This is a genomic window from Pseudomonas sp. LBUM1664 (assembly GCF_059695895.1).
Genome location: NZ_CP166791.1, coordinates 4695047 through 4712248, shown reverse-complemented (window position 1 = coordinate 4712248; position 17202 = coordinate 4695047). Strand labels below are relative to the sequence as shown.

Sequence of the window (17202 nt, the reverse complement as noted above, 5' to 3'; positions counted from 1 at the left end):
TTTATACAAAGGGGGGCATTATTCTCTTCGCAGCGCCATAGGCCAACCCTTCGCTAAGCCTTTGGAAGACCTGAAAAAATTAATTTAAAAAGTGCTTGCCAGCTTTGAGGACGCTCCGTAGAATGCGCGCCACACCGAAAGCGAAGGGTGATTAGCTCAGCTGGGAGAGCGTCTGCCTTACAAGCAGAATGTCGGCGGTTCGATCCCGTCATCACCCACCATTCGTTCAAAGTGTTACGCGCAGCGGTAGTTCAGTCGGTTAGAATACCGGCCTGTCACGCCGGGGGTCGCGGGTTCGAGTCCCGTCCGCTGCGCCATATTCGGCAACCTGGAACACTGAACGCCAGGTCGCCACAAAAAGCCCGCTCATTGAGCGGGCTTTTTGCTGTCTGGGGTTTGCCAAGCCCAGGCACCAAAAACGCCCCCGATCATGTTCGATGGATAATTTTAAATAAATTGGATTTAAATCAACATGTTGCGATTTTTTCGTATATGATGCCGCCCACACCGAAAGTGAAGGGTGATTAGCTCAGCTGGGAGAGCGTCTGCCTTACAAGCAGAATGTCGGCGGTTCGATCCCGTCATCACCCACCATTCGCTTCAAGTGTTACGCGCAGCGGTAGTTCAGTCGGTTAGAATACCGGCCTGTCACGCCGGGGGTCGCGGGTTCGAGTCCCGTCCGCTGCGCCATCTTCGGTTACCTGGAGCGCTGAACGCCAGGTCACCACCAGAAAGCCCGCTTTATGCGGGCTTTTTGCTGTCTGGCGTTTGGTGTTGCCTTGCTATCTATTGCTCGGCATTACGGCTGTGACGGTAATCGCTGACCGCCTCATACACCGCTTTGCGCAAACGGTTGATGCCACCGATGGGCCGATGCGCCTCAACGCCGAACCAAGGGTTGAAGGACTGGTTGTCACAGGCCAGGTTCAGCTTGGGCGTATCGAAATCCTGGGCCGGCACCTTGATTCGCGCCACCGTCTCGAACGGTGCGTCACTTTCTTGCCATTCAATACTGGTGTCTTCGATCGGCATGTACTTGCTCGGATCCTGGCGCTGGATCTGCAGGACAAAACATGCCGGCATCCGGTCTGTGGATAACTGCTGGTTCAGCGCGCTACGCAAAAAATTCGGCAGTGCCTGGTTTTGCGGGGGCAGGGTGTAGTTCGGGCAGCTCTGCGGGTCCGGCACTACGCGAAACTTGGCGTTGGCCTCGCCGAACTTGTAGGGCGATACCGAGAAATACGTTGTCTGGGTCGGGCTGGCAGGTGGCGATGAGAGTGTTGCCAGGGCAATGAACAGATGACGGATCTGCCAACTGCGCGGGTCCAGGCTCGGAAAGAAAGCCATCACTTTTTTTCCATCGGCCTGGGCGGCCACATTCTGACGGTACTCGGCGACATCACTGACGAAGAAGTTCGCATGATTGAACATCACGAAGTCTTGTTCGCCTTGCGACTGCCGGTCACTGAGCAGTTGCTTGCCCGGCACATTCAGCAGCTTGATCGCCATCCCACGTGCATCGCCCAGGCTGTCGAACTGGGGATAGGCGTTGCCGTTGGACAGGCGAATCGTCGCCTGCCAGACCTTCCCCGGCTCGGCAAATACACCCTGGCGCAACGGTGTCGGCAGGTCGCTCGGCACCTGGACTTCGGCCATGACGCAGCCGTGAGCCTTGGCATGCGCGTCGCGCAGGTAGCGCGTGCCTTCGCGATGCTGGTCGACGATGCGAATCGCGGTCTGGATGATGTCCTGGGTCATGGCGGTTTCGCCAGGGGCAACCTGCTCTTTGTCCGAGACCGGCCCGCTGTGTTGCCAGGCGAACCAGGCGGTGCTCAGCGCCCAGCCGAGCAGCCCGATGCCGAGCAGCCATAGGAGCGTCTTGCCCAAAAAGGCGCCGAGGCGCAGCCAGAGCGTGATCAGCATGGGGAAATCCTTTCGCTTGAGGGGGTCATCATTACAGTTGCGACTCCAGTGGCCCGCCGAGCACCTTGAGGTACTCCAGCAACGCCCAACGTTCCTGCGGTTGCAGCAAACGACCAATCACGCCATTGCCCCGCTCACCTGCGCGGAATTCGTGGCCGCTGTTGTGGTTGCCGGTAATCCGGGTGTCGAAGAGAAAGCCGTTGGTAAAGGCTTCGGTGCGATAGCCCAAGTGCCGCGGATCGTATTCGAAGCTGCCTTTATAGAAGGTGGTTGCCCGCTCGTCCTGGGGGGACAGCAGCTGATAGATCGTCGGCACTGAGCCGTTATGCAGGAACGGTGGCGTGGCCCAGACGCCCGCCAGCGGCCGGGCTTTGTAGGCGCGCAATTCGCGCACGCCAATGGGCAGGTTAAAACCATTCAGGACCGGTTGCTCGGCCGCAGTCACACCGGCATCACGGTAAGCCCGCTCCTCGACAAACGCCGTCACGTAGGCCAGGCCCTTGGCGGCCGAAATCTGACTCAGGTCCAGCGGCGCCGTCGGCGTAGGGTGCAGTTGCACGCCCAGATTCGCCAGCTCGGCCGGGTCCCATTGCAGGCTGGTCAGGTCGAAGCGGTGGTCGGCAATGTTATTGGCGGTGCCCGGGTCGGTGCCGATCACTTTTACCGGCAGCATGTTCAGGTACTGAACGGGCCGGGTCAGTTCCTGGACCATTTTAGGCACATGGCAGCCTGCGCAATTTTCGGTGAATAGGGCCTGGCCTTTGGCGGCTAGAGGCTTATCGATCGCCCCAAGCAGCGCTTCTGGCCATACCGGAGCCTTGAGCAACTGAAGGGCTTCTTCGATCTTGTGCAGATCGCGCACGCGCACGCTGGAGGGATATCGGGCCTCGCCTTGTAACGGCTTGCCCTGAGCGTCGAAGAAATTCAACGTAGCGCCAACACCCAGCGCTTCGCCGACGTTGCGGGCCATCGGTTGCTGGGCCGAACCGTTCCATTGCACCCAGTCGAACGTCCATATGTCCCACAATTGCGGGTAATCCACTGGCGCGTTGGCGACCCGGTAGTTCTTCTCCGAAATGGCGTCGCCGAAGCTGGCATTGGCGATACGGCCAAAGGCGTCGGTACGGCCCGGGCCTTCCTCGGTGGGGTAGAGGCCGCGATGGGTGTCGTTCCAGGCCACGCGCAGGAATGTGTACAAGGAGGTCTTGAACGCCTCGCGCAACTCTTCATGGCGAGCGTCGTAGTCCTGGCCCAGAACTTGGCGGGCGAAGCGTTCGAATTTCCAGGGGTTGTAGTAGGTCGAGGCCAGACTGGCGACCAGCGCCTGTCCGAAACTGCCACCGCGCAATGTCGGAACACTGGAAGGCAGAACGTGCTGGGCCGGGCCGCCATCGATCCGTATCGCCTGGCCCTTGAAGCGCAATTCACCGGTGTGACAGGCCGCGCAGGTGATGTCCAAGAATTGCTCGGTGCTGCCCGGGTTCTGATGGCGTGTGAAACCCACCGGCAAGTTGCCAGGATTGCCCGGCGAAGCTTTCTGCGCCGGGTCGACCAGGAAGCCGAAGCGCGCCAGGTATTCGGGCGAAGCGAAGCGTTGCTGCGAGAACGGCAATTCGAGGGCCGTGAACCAGTCGTAGCGCAGGCCTTTGACCTGGGTGCCTTGGGGAGTGAAGTAATACGTCTGGCGCTCGGCGGCGCTCCATTGATCCAGGTAATGCACCTGCTCGGCAGGTGTATAGAACGGCAGGCGCGGATTGGCGACGTAATAAAGCACTACGGCCACGGCGACGAGCAGCAGCGCAAGGAGTAGCAAGAGAATGCGAGAGAGGAGGCGCACGGTAACGTCCTTGTTTTTTGATATGCCCTTATGCCTCAGTGCCGCGCGCCCGGCAAGTGGCCATTACCCGGGGGCTGTGGGAAGCGGCAATTTGTCCCTGTACATAATGGATGACAGATGCTTCATCTGCCCGGGATTAAAAAGCGTTTGCGGACGTGAACTTATCATCGCTTTACTGCTCACATGCCGGTAGCCATTGGTCGTGGCCGCCTGATAAGCTCGCGGCTTTACTCGATTGCCCTTTAGGCGCATGAACAAGGAAATAGCATGAAACAGCATCGGTTGGCGGCGGCGGTGGCCCTGGTTGGCCTGGTACTCGCGGGTTGCGACTCGCAGACCAGCGTAGAGCTGAAAACCCCGGCGCAGAAAGCTTCCTACGGTATTGGCCTGAACATGGGCAAAAGCCTGGCTCAGGAAGGTATGGATGACCTGGATTCCAAAGCAGTTGCCCAGGGCATCGAAGATGCCGTCGGCAAGAAAGAACAGAAGCTGAAAGACGAAGAACTGGTCGACGCCTTTGCCGCACTGCAAAAACGTGCCGAAGAGCGCATGGCCAAGATGAGCGAAGAGTCGGCAGCCGCCGGCAAGAAATTCCTCGAAGAAAACGGCAAGAAAGCAGGTGTAACCACCACCGCTTCCGGCCTGCAGTACGAAGTGGTCAAGAAAGCCGATGGCCCTCAGCCTAAGCCGACCGACGTTGTGACTGTTCACTACACCGGTAAGCTGACTAACGGCACGGTGTTCGACAGCTCTGTTGAGCGTGGCAGCCCGATTGACCTGCCGGTCAGCGGCGTGATCCCGGGCTGGGTCGAAGGCCTGCAACTGATGCATGTCGGCGAGAAGTACAAGCTGTACATCCCAAGTGACCTGGCCTACGGCGCCCAGAGCCCGAGCCCGGCCATCCCCGCCAACTCGGTTCTGGTGTTCGACCTGGAGCTGCTGGCGATCAAGGATCCGGCAAAAGAAGACGCAGCCAAGTAATCGCGTCTGCTATAACGACAACGCCTCGCTTATGCGGGGCGTTGTCGCGTCTGGGCTGCGGTAAATACCAAAAAAACCGAACGCACAACACAGGCGGCAGTCATAGGCAATACAGGTGCTGTGCTAGCCGCAATCAGCTAGTCAAGTCAATGAAATATTGGGTTTTTTTATGTGAGTAAAAAACGCCCGATCTGAGCCTAGGCCTTATGAAACGGGGGCTTCAGCGCTGAAATGCAGCTCTGTTCACAAGGTTATCCACAATTTGTGTGGATAACATTTCAGAGGGGGAAAAAATGAAGGCACCGTGGAATTTTGCGCGATTTCTGCCCTTGGCAGGGCGCCTGCTGGCCCGCGGTAGATTGCCAACGCTGCTGTTTGCCGTGGCCAGCAAAGGGACCCGTGAGGGCGGCCGGTTGGGCAAACTCAAGGAGGACCTGCGCTTGCTGCAGGCCTTGTGCCTGGCCTATTGGCGTGGTGAGTATCGTGCCATCAGCGCCAAGTCGTTGCTTTCAATAGTGGCGGGGCTGATGTATTTCCTCAGTCCCCTGGATGCGATTCCAGACTTCTTACCGATGTTCGGCATGTTCGACGATATCGCCGTGCTGGCATGGATCATGAAAACCCTCGACGGTGAACTTGAAGCCTTCCGCGCTTGGCGTTACCGGCAATCACCCGAGCAGCTTGCACGGGTCGAAAGACTTCCCGACACCCCTGAACAACTCCAGATCGAAGGTCAGAAAAAGCACTGATCCTGTTACGTTTGCCCAGAGAATTCATCGCCCCGCGACCTTAGCTGCTATTAGGATTACACTTCCAAGGAAAAAAGCTGACTAGCTAAGTGTTGTTGTCCTACGGGGTAGACATGGATATTCAAATCATTACACGCGACGGAGAGCCCGAGTACGCGGTTTTACCGTGGGATCAGTACCAGTCGTTGTTGAAGGCAGCAGGCATCAATCAAGCACCGCCACGTGAGGCCACAGCTCGTCACGCAGCGGCACCCGACCAGGTTCTCCCAGGTCTGGATCAATTACGTAGTTTGCGCGAAGGGAAGGGCATCGCCATCGAGGCGCTGGCCCGCACGGTAGGTATCAGCCCGTCTTATCTGGCCTTGATCGAAAGCGGCGAGCGTCAGCCCGATGCCGCCATTCGGCGCAGTCTGGCCTGGGAGTTGACGGTGCCGGGTTGGAGGGATGAATCGTGAGTGTACGCATCAGTCGGCAGCATTGGGACGGGTTGTTGGGTGAATTGGACCAGGCGCGCCGCCAGCGCCATTTGTTGACATACCGCGCCTTGCTGGAGCGTTTGCAGCTTCCCAGCCCGGCCATGCAGACCTTGACTGCAGCCCTTGAACACTTGGCTGCGCTGGATGCCCGGGCTGAACAGCCGCTGCGCAGTTCGTTGGTCATCAGCCAGGGCGCCAGTCGCTTGCCGCGCACCGGCTTCTTCGAATGCGTTGAACGCCTGGGGCGCTTTTCCGGGCCTTCCGATGGCGTGGCCGCCGCTTCCTGGCATGCCTCGGAAGTGGTTCGGGTGTTCGAATACGAGTACCCCGAGTCGGCGGAGGCCTGAGTGCTCTGGCGTATCAAGGCGCGGGCCGGCTATTGGTTGGCGCGACGCTTGTTTCATTGGCCATGGTTCGTCCGACAGCCGCGTGGCTGGGCGTGGCTCGAGGGCCAGTTCTCACGCATGGCAAACCTGGGTGATGTGGGTGCTCAAAGTTTTTACGGGCATATCCTGACGTTTCGCGGCCAGGGCTTGGGCGCTCGGGAAGAAGGGGTTCGCCTGCTGCGGCTGGCGGCACTGGCAGGTGATGGGAAGGCCGCCTATCAGGTCGGCGTGATCAGCCTGGCCGGTACGGCCAGCAAGGCGCCGGATCCGGTCGAAGCGGCACGCTGGTGGGGCTTGGCGGCGAAGGCTGGGCATCCGTTGGCCGAGATCAAACTCAAGGCGCTCGAAGGTCGCGATCTGTAGCGTTATCCACAGGCTGTTTGGAAACATCTTCCTTGTTCACTTGGCATGCTGGGCGAATTTAGCGAATCGCCCTACATTCACCGCCTCTTTCCCTGACTTATTTCCTCAGTCATCCCCGGCAAAGTCTCGCGCTTCCTGAGCGCTGCGAGACGTCTGCCCATGTTCGACCGTTTTTTGCTGTTGGCCCTTGATCGAGCCGTGTCCTGATGGATCAGGTACGGCGTATCGAGCAGGAACTCGACAGCTTCAAAGGCACCCTGACGCTCTACCGCGAGCATCTCGACCGCTGGTACAGCCAGACGGCGGACCGGGCCAGCCATGCGGCCGACCTGCCTTCTCTGATGGGCATGGAGCGGCTGATTCGCTTCGGCGACAGCACCACCGCTGTCAGCATGGGCGACGATGACTTCCTTTCCACCGTCGTCCAGTGCCCCCGGGGCGGGGTGATGACGATTGAGAGCAAGTTCGAGTCGGTGTACGACATCCCGCTGGGCGACATCGTGGTCGATGTGGTGGCGGTAGACAGCGGCAAGGTGACGCCCGTCACCCTGGATGCCCAAGGTTTGGGGACCTTCAAGGGGGAGGAGGGCAAGTCCTATCGGGTTCATGTGCAGAGCGCAGTGACCCCCAAGCAAATCGCCAACCTGTTTTCTTCCTACGATGGCTTGAGTAAGGATCTAACGGACTGGCTGCGCGGTGAGTGGCAAGGCTTCAAACCGCAGTGGGCGCAGCAGTCGTTGACGACTTCGGCGGCTGCGGTGGGCAATGGTCTGCTCGCCGGCAGTTGGGCGGCGATCGAGGGGGTGTGGGACAGCATCAGCCTGCTTTCGGACATTCTCAAAAGTCCCGGCGAGTTCGTAGACCGACTGGGCGAAAGTGCTAATCAGCTAAAAGAACTGGCGGTAAAAACGCCGTTGGTCATGGCCAAGCTGCAACTGCTGGCCAGCGACGAAGCAGCCTTGTGCCTGTTGGTGCGCACCGCCAGTCTCTGGCTGGAAATGCTGCCACCCAGCGAAATCGCTGGCAAAACCGCCGAAGGTCTTGCAACGGTGGTGGTGCAACTGCTGATCGACCTGCTGATCGGCGTGGTGCTGACTTTCGCCGGGGCGGGGGCCGGGACTGCTTACCTGTCGCTGCGTCTGGGCAAGGTGGGCGCGGGTTTGCTGAGCGCTGCGAAGCGTTTCATCAACGCGATCTTCGCGGTGGTCAATGGCTTCATGACCTACGTGGACCGCTACAAAACCGTGGCGGCGCGGGGTATCGCGGCCGGGGTGAAGAAAGGCCGGATGCAGCTGCGCTGGGACGCGCAGCGCAATACCACACTGAAAAAAGACGAACCCCACGACGACGTCCCGGCCCAATCGAAAAACCCCAACGGCGACAGTGCCGATACCGCAGTCCTGACCCAAACCAGCGGCTGCCCGGTGTCGATGGTCACCGGCGAAGAACTGCTGACCCTGGAGGACGGCACCCTCGATGGCCGGCTGCCGTTTGTCTTCACCCGCCTGTACCGCACCAGCGCGGCGGACCTGGACGTGGGGCTCGGGCGCGGCTGGAGCCATGCCCTGGCGCACCGCTTGCAGATCGAGGGCGAGCAGGTCATCTGGCTCGACTAGGAAAACCGCCGTACGACCTTTGCGCTGCCCAACGCCCAGCGCCCGGCGATCCACAACAGCCTGGCCCGCGCGGCCATTTACCTGGGCGCCGAGGCGGACGAACTGATCATCGCCCAGCCCGGCGAAAACGCGCCTTTCCTACACTTTCGCGACGGCCATCTGACCGCCCTCAGCGACCGGTACGACAACCGCCTGACGCTCCAGCGCAACATCCATGGCGACATCTGCCGCCTGGACAACGGCGCCGGGCGCTGCCTGCGCTTGCGCTACCAGCAGCGCCACCTGGTGGCCGTCGACTACCAGAGCTTTCACCCGGCCCTCACCCTGGACGAAGCCTGGCGCACCGAGCAGACGCTGGTGTCCTACCGCTACGACGGCCGTTTCCGACTGATCGAAGCGACCAACGCCGCCGGTGAAAGCGAACGCTACGACTACGACGACCAGCACGTCATCCTCCAGCGGCAATTGGCCGGCGGGGCGAGTTTCTTCTGGGAGTGGCAATTGGCCGGGCCGGCGGCCCGCTGCGTACGGCATTGGGCCTCGTTTGCGCAGATGGACAGCCGTTACACCTGGGGCGAGGACGGCAGCGTCACGGTTCAACACCTCGATGGCAGCCAAGAGGTGTATGTCCACGACGAGCGGGCGCGGCTGGTGCGCCAGGTCGAGCCCGATGGCGGCGAGCACCTCAAGGCTTACGACGAACAGGGCCGGCTGATCGCCGAACAGGACCCGCTGGGCGCCGTCACGCAATACCGCTACGACGAAGTCGGACGGCTGGTGGCGCTGATTCCGCCCGAAGACGAGCCCACGTCCTACGAATACCGCAACGGTTTCCTGCACGCCCGTTCGCGCGGCAAAGCCGTGTGGACCTACCGGCGCAACGTCCAGGGCGACGTGATCGAGCTCATCGATCCGGAGCAACAACGCACCGGCTATGCCTACGACGCCCAAGGGCAACTGCTGTCGATCCGTTATCCGGACAGCAGCGAACATCGGTTTACCTGGAATCGCCTGGGCCAACTGAGCGAAGAAATCCTGCCCGATGCGGGGCGGCGGTGTTTTGCCTACGACGCCCAGGGGCGTTTGCTGACCCGCGAGGACGAACACGGCGCCCTCACGCACTACCAGTGGGACGCCGTGGGCCGTTTGCTGCAGACGACCTTGCCCAGCGGCGCCACCCGTGCCTGGAGCTACAACGCCTACGGCAAGGTCACCGCCGAGCGCGATGAGCAGGGGCGCATCACCCGCTACGAATACGCCGACGACCTGCACCTGATCAGCCGCCGCCTCAACCCCGACGGCAGCGAGCTGAAGTACCGCTACGACTCGGCGCGGCTGTTGCTGACCGAGATCGAAAACGAATCCGGCGAAAAATATCAACTGGACTACACGCCCAACGGCTTGATCCGACAGCAAGTCGGCTTCGACGGCCAACGCAGCGCCTATGCCTACGACCTCAACGGGCACCTGCTGGAGAAAACCGAGCACGGCGAGGATGGCAGCCAACGCGTCACCCGCTACCAGCGCGACGCGGCCGGGCGGCTGCTGGTCAAGACCTTGCCCGACGGCCAGGCGGTCCAGTACCGCTACGACGGGCTGGGCCGGCTGGTCCACGTCAACGACGGCACGGACCATCCGCTGGCTTTTGAATACGACGCCCAGGACCGGCTGGTCACCGAGCACCAGGGGTGGGGCACCCTGCGTTATCGCTACGACGCCTGCGGGCGCCTCAACCACCTGCGCCTGCCGGACGACAGCAAACTCGACTTCCACCACGCCCCGGGCGGGGCGCTAAGCGCCATCGACCTGAACGGCGCGCGCCTCACCGAGCACCAAGTGCACGGCGGTCGCGAACGGCAGCGCCAGCAGGGCCTGCTGCGCAGCCAGTACGATTACGACGAGCAGGGCCGCCTCAAGGCCCAGACCGTGTGGCAGAGCCAGCAGCAACTGATCTGGCGCGATTATGCCTACAGCGCCAAGGGCAATCTCGAGGTCCTGTCCGACAACCGAAACCGACGCCGCTACCAATACGACGCGCTGGATCGCCTGGTCCGCATCGACTATTCCCACACCGAGCCCGCGGAACACTTCGCCCACGACCCGGCCGGCAACCTGCTGATGCAGGACCGTCCCGGCCCGACCACCCTCAAGGGCAACCGCCTGCTGATGGAGGGCGACCGCCACTACGACTACGACGCCTTCGGCAACCTGATCCGCGAACGGCGTGGCAAGGCCCACAGCCTCGTCACCGAATACCGCTACGACAGCCAGCACCGCCTGATTGGCGTCACCCCGCCGGACGGCCGTGAAACGTCCTACCGCTACGACGCCTTCGGCCGACGCATCAGCAAGACGGTGGACGGCCTGACCACCGAATTTTTTTGGCAGGGCGACCAGGTCGTCGCCGAAAGCAGCCCGCGCCACCACCGCAGCTACGTCTACGAACCGGGCACCTTCCGCCCGCTGGTCATGCTTGATGGCCAAGGCCTCAACGCCTGCCCGTTCTACTACCACCTCGACCACCTGGGCACGCCCCAGGAACTGACCAGCTACAGCGGCGAAATCGTCTGGTCCGCGCGCTACAGCGGCTACGGCACACTCGCCGAGCTTGCGCACGGTGGCGGCGAACAGCTTGACCAACCGCTGCGCTTCCAGGGCCAATACTTCGACCCCGAAAGCGGCCTGCACTACAACCGGCATCGCTACTACAATCCCGAGACCGGCCGCTATTTGACGCCCGACCCGAGCAAGTTGGCGGGAGGGCTCAATGGGTATCGGTACACCTTGAACCCGACGGGGTGGGTAGATCCGTTGGGGTTGGTGGATTGTCCGGGGAAGGGTGGGTGTAGTCCGGCGGTTGGGGATCAGGATCCGGCGGCGAAGGTTGGAGTGGATGAGGGTGAGCCGGCGCTGCCGATGACGGCAGAGCAGCGGCGGGCGCGGATGGATGCGTTGGCGGAAGCGAATATCTATCGGCGTTTGGATGAGATGGAACGATCAATTGATGGCGCGCATTTCTTACAGAAACATGGTGCTCAGACTACGGCGGATGCTCAGCTAGAGCGCGTCACGACAGGCCGAAATCCGGGGACCGGGGAGATTGAAGTTTATACCAGGGGCCGTAGAGAAGGTCAGCCGAAAATTCCTTCGGCGGCGACACGCTTCCTAAGTCATAGAGATCAATGGAACGCTATATCTAGGGCGAAACTAATTTTTAGGCAAAGTGGCCTTAGGCAATCCCGCGAGCCGATTGAGTTTGGGAGAACGATAGGAGAGGGTTATAAAAAAGAAGGGTTGCAATATGGGCGGCAAACGAAAGCAGTAGTGGTATTGAATGATGCGGGTCTTCCAATAACTAGCTATACGGAATTTGAGTGATGACGAAGTCGTCTGATATGGTTGTGCTCAGAAGTCTACTATTCGTATTTGATATAGAGAATACGATAGATGAGGCTAGAGAGGAGGTTATCGTCTCGAAGGATGTTAACTCGGATTCTGGGTTGCTGGAGTTATTTGATTGTTTGCTTAAGCCAGATTTTTTGACGTTTCAATCTCATGAGCGAGAATGGTTCATCGAAAAAATTTCGTTTTATTTGGAGGGTGGTTCGAGTTTTGATGAAATCTTTTCTAAGATAACGACGTATTTTGATGATGACGTTAAGGATCAGCGTCGCTTTATGGAAATATTGCTGAGCTGCCTCAAGCGCTATCAGTCAGAGAATGCTCCAAAATCGTAAGCTCATAGAGAAGTTGCATTTGAGAAAGTCCAGAAGATACGGCTCGTATACACCTAATGAAAGTTCATCAGAAAGCCAAGCCGGAAATGTAAAGTCCCCCAAGTCGAGGCAGTGGAACGCTAACTGCAGTACAAAGTTCAATAGTTTTCGAATACAGCATCAAGCTATAAATGAAGCGTTGACCCGAGAAGCAAGAGGTCTTCCACGTTTTACCGGCGAAGACAAGAGAGGGAATCCAGTCGTGCGTATGTATATGCCCAAGGTTGGGCAGGGATACATACCCAACGTAAATGACAGAGAGAATCCAATATTTCAAAGCGAAATTAATGTATTCGAAGTCAGGTTCGATTACGAAACACTACGTCCGATCGCTGCTTATCCTGTAGGAGGTTTTAATGTTGATGCATCCGTTTCTTGATCGGCTCTATGAACCTCAGATCAGTCATTTTCTTGGCGGTTTCGAGATATATGATTGTGAGGAGACTCTGGGTGAGGAGCTGTCGCAGTATGATCTCGATTGTGCCAAAGATCGGAAAGAGCTGATTTATAAATACGTGGTCCATCGTTTTAGAAATCTAAGCTATCGCCATAAATTTTTATTTTTTTGTGTGCTCGCAATTGCACTCGACGATCCAGAGTACGATTTTGGTGAGGTGTTCGAACACGAAGTGGTTTCACATTCATCCCTTCCACCGGGATGGGACGAAATGAGGGGTTTCAGAGTTTTTTTTGAGGATATCTATAAGTATCTAGCTGAAGAATGGGGCGAAGATCTAGATAAAGCCAACCAAGAAGACCCAGCAACCTGGTAGTTCAGATAAGGCAAATATGGTGAAATGACCTCGCAGGCATGGTGCCCGAGAAACCTCTTTGATCGCCGGGCCGCTTTTCGTGGCGAGGGAGCTTGCTCCCGCTGGACTGCGAAGCAGTCCCAAAGCAGCCTGCTCGATCAGCCAGACACACCGAGGCGCTGTTCAGGGGGGCTGCTACGCAGCCCAGCGGGAGCAAGCTCCCTCGCCACAGGGTAATCATGTCCTAAACAGGTTATCGCCAGGCGCTCGGTCGTTTGGTTTTTGGCCCAACGGGTAACCCTTCAAACCGACAACTCCACCACCGGCCCCTGCTGCTCCACCCCATCAATCAAATACAAACTCCCCCCCAAAATCTCCTTAGCATGATGCTTAGCCTGCGACGCCAGCTCAGCCAATTGGCTGGCATCCAGCTCCCCACAAGCCTCCGACCGCAAATGCACCACCCCAATCGAAAGCGACAACAACGCAAACTCCTGTCGAACCCCCTGTCGATTCAGCGCGGTGAAGCACCCAGCTTCCAAATGTTCGGGGCGGTAGAAGCGGCGGCAGTGGGTCTGAAAGTCGCTGAGTAGCTGCTCCAGGCGCTTGCGCCAGTCTTCCGGGCCGAGGACCAGCAGGAAGTCGTCGCCGCCGATGTGGCCGACGAAGTCGCGGCTGGGGTCGATGCGTTCGTTCAGGCATTGGGCCAGGCACAGCAGGACTTCATCGCCGCGCCCGTAGCCGTATATGTCGTTGAAGGGTTTGAAGCTGTCGATGTCCACGTAACAGATCACCGACTCCTGCCGTTGCTGCAGCAGGCGCGTGAGGCATTGTTGGATCGGTACGTTGCCCGGCAGCAGGGTCAGTGGGTTGGCGTAGCGGGCCTGTTGGATCTTCAGTTCGGTGATGAGTTTGAGCACGTCGATCACTCGGCCCAACCCCAGGTAACCCCCGTTGAGGGTGATGATGAAGTCTTCTTCGATACGTTGGCGGGCGCGGCTGGTGATGAGGCGGCTGACTTGTTGCAACGACTGGCTCAATTCCACCGCGAGGAAGTCATCGCTCATCAGCCGGCTGATGGGTTTGCGGGCGAACAGGTCGGTGGCGAAGGGCTTGAGCAGAGCGTCCGAGAGCGAATGGCGATGGACGATGCCGCAGGGCTGGTCCTGATCGTCCAGCACTGCCAGGGAGTTGAGGTTGGCCTGGCGCCGAAACGCCTCCAGCACGGTGGCCGTGGGTGTGTCGTGGGCCACTGCCGGCTGCTCGTTGAGCAGCGCCCCGAGGTCGTTGATCTCATCGGTCAGCGATACGGCGCAGTTGTCCTGCCTGGGCATCAGCGCTCTGGCGTCCCGCGATGGCTGCTCCTGGGGCCGTGCGAGCAGATAACCCTGGACCAGATCGACCCCCATTTCTATCAGCACCGCCAGTTCTTCCGGCAGTTCTATGCCTTCGGCAATCACCTGGGCCCGGGACGCCCGGGCGATTTTCAGGATCGAGCCGACGAACTCGCGCTTGAGGGCGTCCTGGTGAATGCCATCGATGAAGTGCCGGTCGATCTTCACATAATCGGGCCGTAATTCGGACCACAGCCGCAAGCTCGAGTAACCGGCGCCAAGGTCGTCCAGGGCAATGGAGAAACCCATGGCCCGGTAGTGATGCAGGGCGGTTTGCAGGAGCTGGAAGTCATCGATCGGGGTTTGTTCGGTCAGCTCGATCACCACCTGGCTGGGCGGGATGCCGAAATCTTGCAGCAGTTGCAGCGTGCGCCCAGGCTGGTGCGCCGATTCCAGCAGGGATTCGGGCGAGACGTTGAGAAAGAGTTTGCCCGGCAGTTTTTGCTCGTTGAAGCGTTGGCAGGCGCTGCGGCGGCAGGCCAGCTCCAGCTCACTGAGGCGCCCGGCCTGACGGGCCACGGAGAGCAAGGCGATGGGGGAATGCAGCGGGCTGTTGGACGGGCCGCGGGTCAAGGCTTCGTAGCCCACGATGCGTCGTTCAGAGAGGCAGATGATCGGTTGGAACAGGCTGTGCAAACCGCTTTGAGCCAGGATTGAACTCAAGGCACTCAGCTGTTCTGTAGTGGTCATGGCAATCTCTGGCGATAAAAAAAGGACTGGGCGCGACCCGTTCAAGAGTGCGCCTAGTCCTGTATTTCACGACAGAATGATGTCAGTTTGATGACGCTCCGGGGAGCGTCAGCATTAAATTGCCATCATCTTAGTGCTTGGCGATCGCCGTGTTGAGCTTCAGGTAATCCAGCAGAATCCGCCCGGTCTCGCTCAGGTAGGCATCGTCTTCGGGCTTGGTTTTTTCCGGCTCGGTGATCAGGTCTTCGTCTTCTTTCTTCAGCTCTTTGAGCGGTTCTTCGCCCTTGGCCTTGCGACGCAGGTTTTCCATGACCAGTTGCTTGGCTTCGATATCGGCGTGCTGCGCGCGACGGTCGGCTTCGTTGAGGGAGACGGTTTTCTCCAGCATCAGCTTCTGTGCCAAAGCCAGCTTGTCGCGGATGAACACAAACTCCGCATCCTGGGAGGAGCGGGCGTCGTGATCGGACTTGAGTTGGGCCAGGAACGGCTTGAACGGGTCCACGGCCGGTTTGATCGCAGGCCGGATGGTGTCCCACGGCATGGCTTCGGGCAGGGCACTTTCACCGATTTCCTTGGTGTCGATGATCGACGGGTAATCGATGTCAGGCAGTACGCCCTGATGCTGGGTGCTCTGGCCGGAAACCCGGTAGAACTTGGCCAGGGTCAGTTTCAGTTCGCCATGGTTGAGCGGCTGGATGGTCTGCACGGTGCCTTTGCCGAAGGTCTGGCCGCCGATGATCAGTGCGCGGTGGTAGTCCTGCATGGCACCGGCGAAAATCTCCGACGCCGACGCCGACAGGCGATTGACCAACAAGGCCATCGGCCCTTTGTAGAACGCGCCGGGGTTTTCGTCTTCCAGCACATCCACGCGGCCATCGGCGTTACGCACGAGCACAGTCGGGCCTTTGTCGATGAACAGGCTGGTCAACTCGGTGGCTTCCTGCAAGGAGCCGCCGCCGTTGTTGCGCAAGTCGATGACCACGCCGTCGACCTTTTCCTTCTGCAGCTCGGTCAGCAGTTTCTTGACGTCGCGAGTGGTGCTCTTGTAATCCGGATCCCCGGCGCGGAACGCCTTGAAGTCTAGGTAGAAGGCCGGAATCTCGATGATGCCGAGTTTGTAGTCGTTGCCATCCTGTTTCAGGTTCAGGATCGATTTCTTCGCAGCCTGTTCTTCCAGTTTCACCGCTTCACGGGTGATGGACACGATCTTGCTGGTCTGGTCGTTCGGTGCATTGCTGGCCGGGATGACTTCCAGACGTACCACCGAGCCTTTCGGGCCACGGATCAGCTTGACCACTTCGTCCAGGCGCCAGCCGACCACGTCGACCATTTCCTTGTTGCCTTGGGCGACGCCGATGATCTTGTCCGCCGGGCTGACCTGTTTGGTCTTGTCGGCGGGCCCCGCCGGTACCAGGCGCACGATCTTCACTTGGTCGTTGTCGCTCTGCAGCACCGCGCCAATGCCTTCCAGGGACAGGCTCATGTTGATGTCGAAGTTTTCCGCGTTATCGGGCGACAGATAATTGGTGTGCGGGTCGTAGGACATGGCGAAGGTGTTGATGTACGCCTGGAAGATATCTTCGGCGCGGGTCTGGTCCAGGCGGGCCAATTGGTTCTTGTAACGCTTGGTCAGCGTTTCCTGGATCTGTTTGGGTTCCTTGCCGGCGATCTTCATGCGCAGCACTTCGTCCTTGACGCGTTTGCGCCACAGGTCATCGAGTTCGGCTGTGCTTTTGAGCCAAGGTGCGTCCTTGCGTTCTACCAGCAAGGTTTCCTTGGTGTTGAAATCGATTTTGTCGACGCCTTTGTTCAGCTCGGCAAGAGCGTAATCCAGACGCGCTTTTACGCGGTCCAGGTAGCGCTTGTAGATGGTGAACCCTGCGTTCAGGTCGCCGCTCTTGAGGAAGTCGTCGAACTGGGTCTTCCACTTGTCGAATTCGGCGATGTCGCTGGCCAGGAAATAACTGCGCGACGGATCAAGTAGCTTCAAGTAGCTGTCGTAGATGATGACAGAGCGCGCGTCATCGAGCGGCGGCTTGCTGTAATGATGACGCTTGAGTAACTCAACGACGTTAAGGCTGGCAATCACCTCGTCACGGTCGGGCTGAAGCTTGTCCCAACTGTTGGCTGCGAACGTATCGCTCGACAGCGGCAACAGACTGAGGCCAATGACAAGCGCGAGGGTGGTGCTGGGGAACAGATGCTTCATGCTGATTCGACGCAGGGACAATTGATAACGCATATTAGGCCGTCTTTGAA

The 17202-nt window shown here is 59.3% G+C and carries 11 protein-coding genes, 4 tRNA genes and 1 pseudogene; 12 read left to right on the top strand and 4 right to left on the bottom strand.

Annotated features, from left to right (window positions below; all coding sequences use genetic code 11):
* The first annotated feature begins 145 nt into the window (after positions 1 to 145).
* The 4 genes from ACA047_RS22075 (at position 146) to ACA047_RS22060 (ending at position 690) form a co-directional block, all read left to right on the top strand.
* Positions 146 to 221 (top strand) — tRNA-Val (locus ACA047_RS22075).
* Positions 222 to 240: 19 nt separating this feature from the next.
* Positions 241 to 317, top strand: a tRNA-Asp gene (locus ACA047_RS22070).
* Positions 318 to 518: 201 nt separating this feature from the next.
* Positions 519 to 594, top strand: a tRNA-Val gene (locus ACA047_RS22065).
* Positions 595 to 613: 19 nt separating this feature from the next.
* Positions 614 to 690: transfer RNA gene (locus tag ACA047_RS22060), tRNA-Asp, on the top strand.
* A 96-nt stretch (positions 691 to 786) separates the two neighbouring features.
* Here the strand turns inward: ACA047_RS22060 and ACA047_RS22055 are convergent.
* Together ACA047_RS22055 and ACA047_RS22050 are read right to left on the bottom strand one after the other, a co-directional pair.
* The gene (locus tag ACA047_RS22055; RefSeq protein ID WP_497352934.1) at positions 787 to 1923 is read right to left on the bottom strand and encodes a catalase family protein; all 1137 of its coding nucleotides are present in this window, start codon (positions 1921 to 1923) and stop codon (positions 787 to 789) included.
* A 31-nt stretch (positions 1924 to 1954) separates the two neighbouring features.
* Positions 1955 to 3760, bottom strand: coding sequence for a di-heme-cytochrome C peroxidase (locus ACA047_RS22050; RefSeq protein ID WP_497352932.1), 1806 nt, complete (start codon positions 3758 to 3760; stop codon positions 1955 to 1957).
* A 267-nt stretch (positions 3761 to 4027) separates the two neighbouring features.
* On the opposite strand from ACA047_RS22050, the gene bamJ reads away from it, so the two are divergent.
* The 8 genes and pseudogenes from bamJ to ACA047_RS22010 all read left to right on the top strand — a co-directional run bounded on the left by bamJ (position 4028) and on the right by ACA047_RS22010 (position 12880).
* Positions 4028 to 4741, top strand: coding sequence for a BamJ family beta-barrel-assembly machinery protein (gene bamJ / locus ACA047_RS22045; protein ID WP_497352930.1), 714 nt, complete (start codon positions 4028 to 4030; stop codon positions 4739 to 4741).
* A 293-nt stretch (positions 4742 to 5034) separates the two neighbouring features.
* The gene (locus ACA047_RS22040; protein WP_497352928.1) at positions 5035 to 5490 is read left to right on the top strand and encodes a YkvA family protein; all 456 of its coding nucleotides are present in this window, start codon (positions 5035 to 5037) and stop codon (positions 5488 to 5490) included.
* A 113-nt stretch (positions 5491 to 5603) separates the two neighbouring features.
* Positions 5604 to 5945, top strand: coding sequence for a helix-turn-helix domain-containing protein (locus tag ACA047_RS22035; protein WP_497352926.1), 342 nt, complete (start codon positions 5604 to 5606; stop codon positions 5943 to 5945).
* Positions 5942 to 6313, top strand: coding sequence for a hypothetical protein (locus ACA047_RS22030; protein ID WP_003179080.1), 372 nt, complete (start codon positions 5942 to 5944; stop codon positions 6311 to 6313). The genes ACA047_RS22035 and ACA047_RS22030 overlap by 4 nt, the downstream gene beginning before the upstream one ends.
* The gene (locus ACA047_RS22025; protein ID WP_497352924.1) at positions 6314 to 6715 is read left to right on the top strand and encodes an SEL1-like repeat protein; all 402 of its coding nucleotides are present in this window, start codon (positions 6314 to 6316) and stop codon (positions 6713 to 6715) included.
* Between the two features lie 206 nt (positions 6716 to 6921).
* Positions 6922 to 11709 (top strand): annotated as a pseudogene (locus ACA047_RS22020) (RHS repeat-associated core domain-containing protein).
* Entirely contained in the window at positions 11709 to 12068 is a 360-nt protein-coding gene (locus tag ACA047_RS22015) for a hypothetical protein (protein ID WP_497352922.1), read from the top strand. Before ACA047_RS22020 ends, ACA047_RS22015 begins: the two are co-directional and overlap by 1 nt.
* A 395-nt stretch (positions 12069 to 12463) precedes the next feature.
* Positions 12464 to 12880, top strand: coding sequence for a hypothetical protein (locus tag ACA047_RS22010; RefSeq protein WP_497352920.1), 417 nt, complete (start codon positions 12464 to 12466; stop codon positions 12878 to 12880).
* 281 nt (positions 12881 to 13161) lie between these two features.
* Here the strand turns inward: ACA047_RS22010 and ACA047_RS22005 are convergent, their stop codons facing one another.
* Together ACA047_RS22005 and ACA047_RS22000 are read right to left on the bottom strand one after the other, a co-directional pair.
* Positions 13162 to 14943 carry a bifunctional diguanylate cyclase/phosphodiesterase gene (locus ACA047_RS22005; RefSeq protein WP_497352918.1) on the bottom strand — a complete coding sequence of 594 codons (1782 nt, stop codon included), beginning with the start codon at positions 14941 to 14943 and terminating at the stop codon, positions 13162 to 13164.
* 130 nt (positions 14944 to 15073) lie between these two features.
* Positions 15074 to 17152 carry a carboxy terminal-processing peptidase gene (locus ACA047_RS22000; RefSeq protein WP_497360482.1) on the bottom strand — a complete coding sequence of 693 codons (2079 nt, stop codon included), beginning with the start codon at positions 17150 to 17152 and terminating at the stop codon, positions 15074 to 15076.
* Positions 17153 to 17202 lie beyond the last annotated feature (50 nt).

Excerpts from the sequence above, each read along its gene's own strand:
- ACA047_RS22000 (WP_497360482.1), bottom strand. The coding sequence starts at position 17,152 with ATGAAGCATCTGTTCCCCAGCACCACCCTCGCGCTTGTCATTGGCCTC.
- ACA047_RS22055 (WP_497352934.1), bottom strand. The coding sequence starts at position 1,923 with ATGCTGATCACGCTCTGGCTGCGCCTCGGCGCCTTTTTGGGCAAGACG.
- ACA047_RS22015 (WP_497352922.1), top strand. The coding sequence starts at position 11,709 with ATGACGAAGTCGTCTGATATGGTTGTGCTCAGAAGTCTACTATTCGTA.
- ACA047_RS22010 (WP_497352920.1), top strand. The coding sequence starts at position 12,464 with ATGTTGATGCATCCGTTTCTTGATCGGCTCTATGAACCTCAGATCAGT.
- ACA047_RS22040 (WP_497352928.1), top strand. The coding sequence starts at position 5,035 with ATGAAGGCACCGTGGAATTTTGCGCGATTTCTGCCCTTGGCAGGGCGC.
- bamJ (WP_497352930.1), top strand. The coding sequence starts at position 4,028 with ATGAAACAGCATCGGTTGGCGGCGGCGGTGGCCCTGGTTGGCCTGGTA.
- ACA047_RS22035 (WP_497352926.1), top strand. The coding sequence starts at position 5,604 with ATGGATATTCAAATCATTACACGCGACGGAGAGCCCGAGTACGCGGTT.
- ACA047_RS22005 (WP_497352918.1), bottom strand. The coding sequence starts at position 14,943 with ATGACCACTACAGAACAGCTGAGTGCCTTGAGTTCAATCCTGGCTCAA.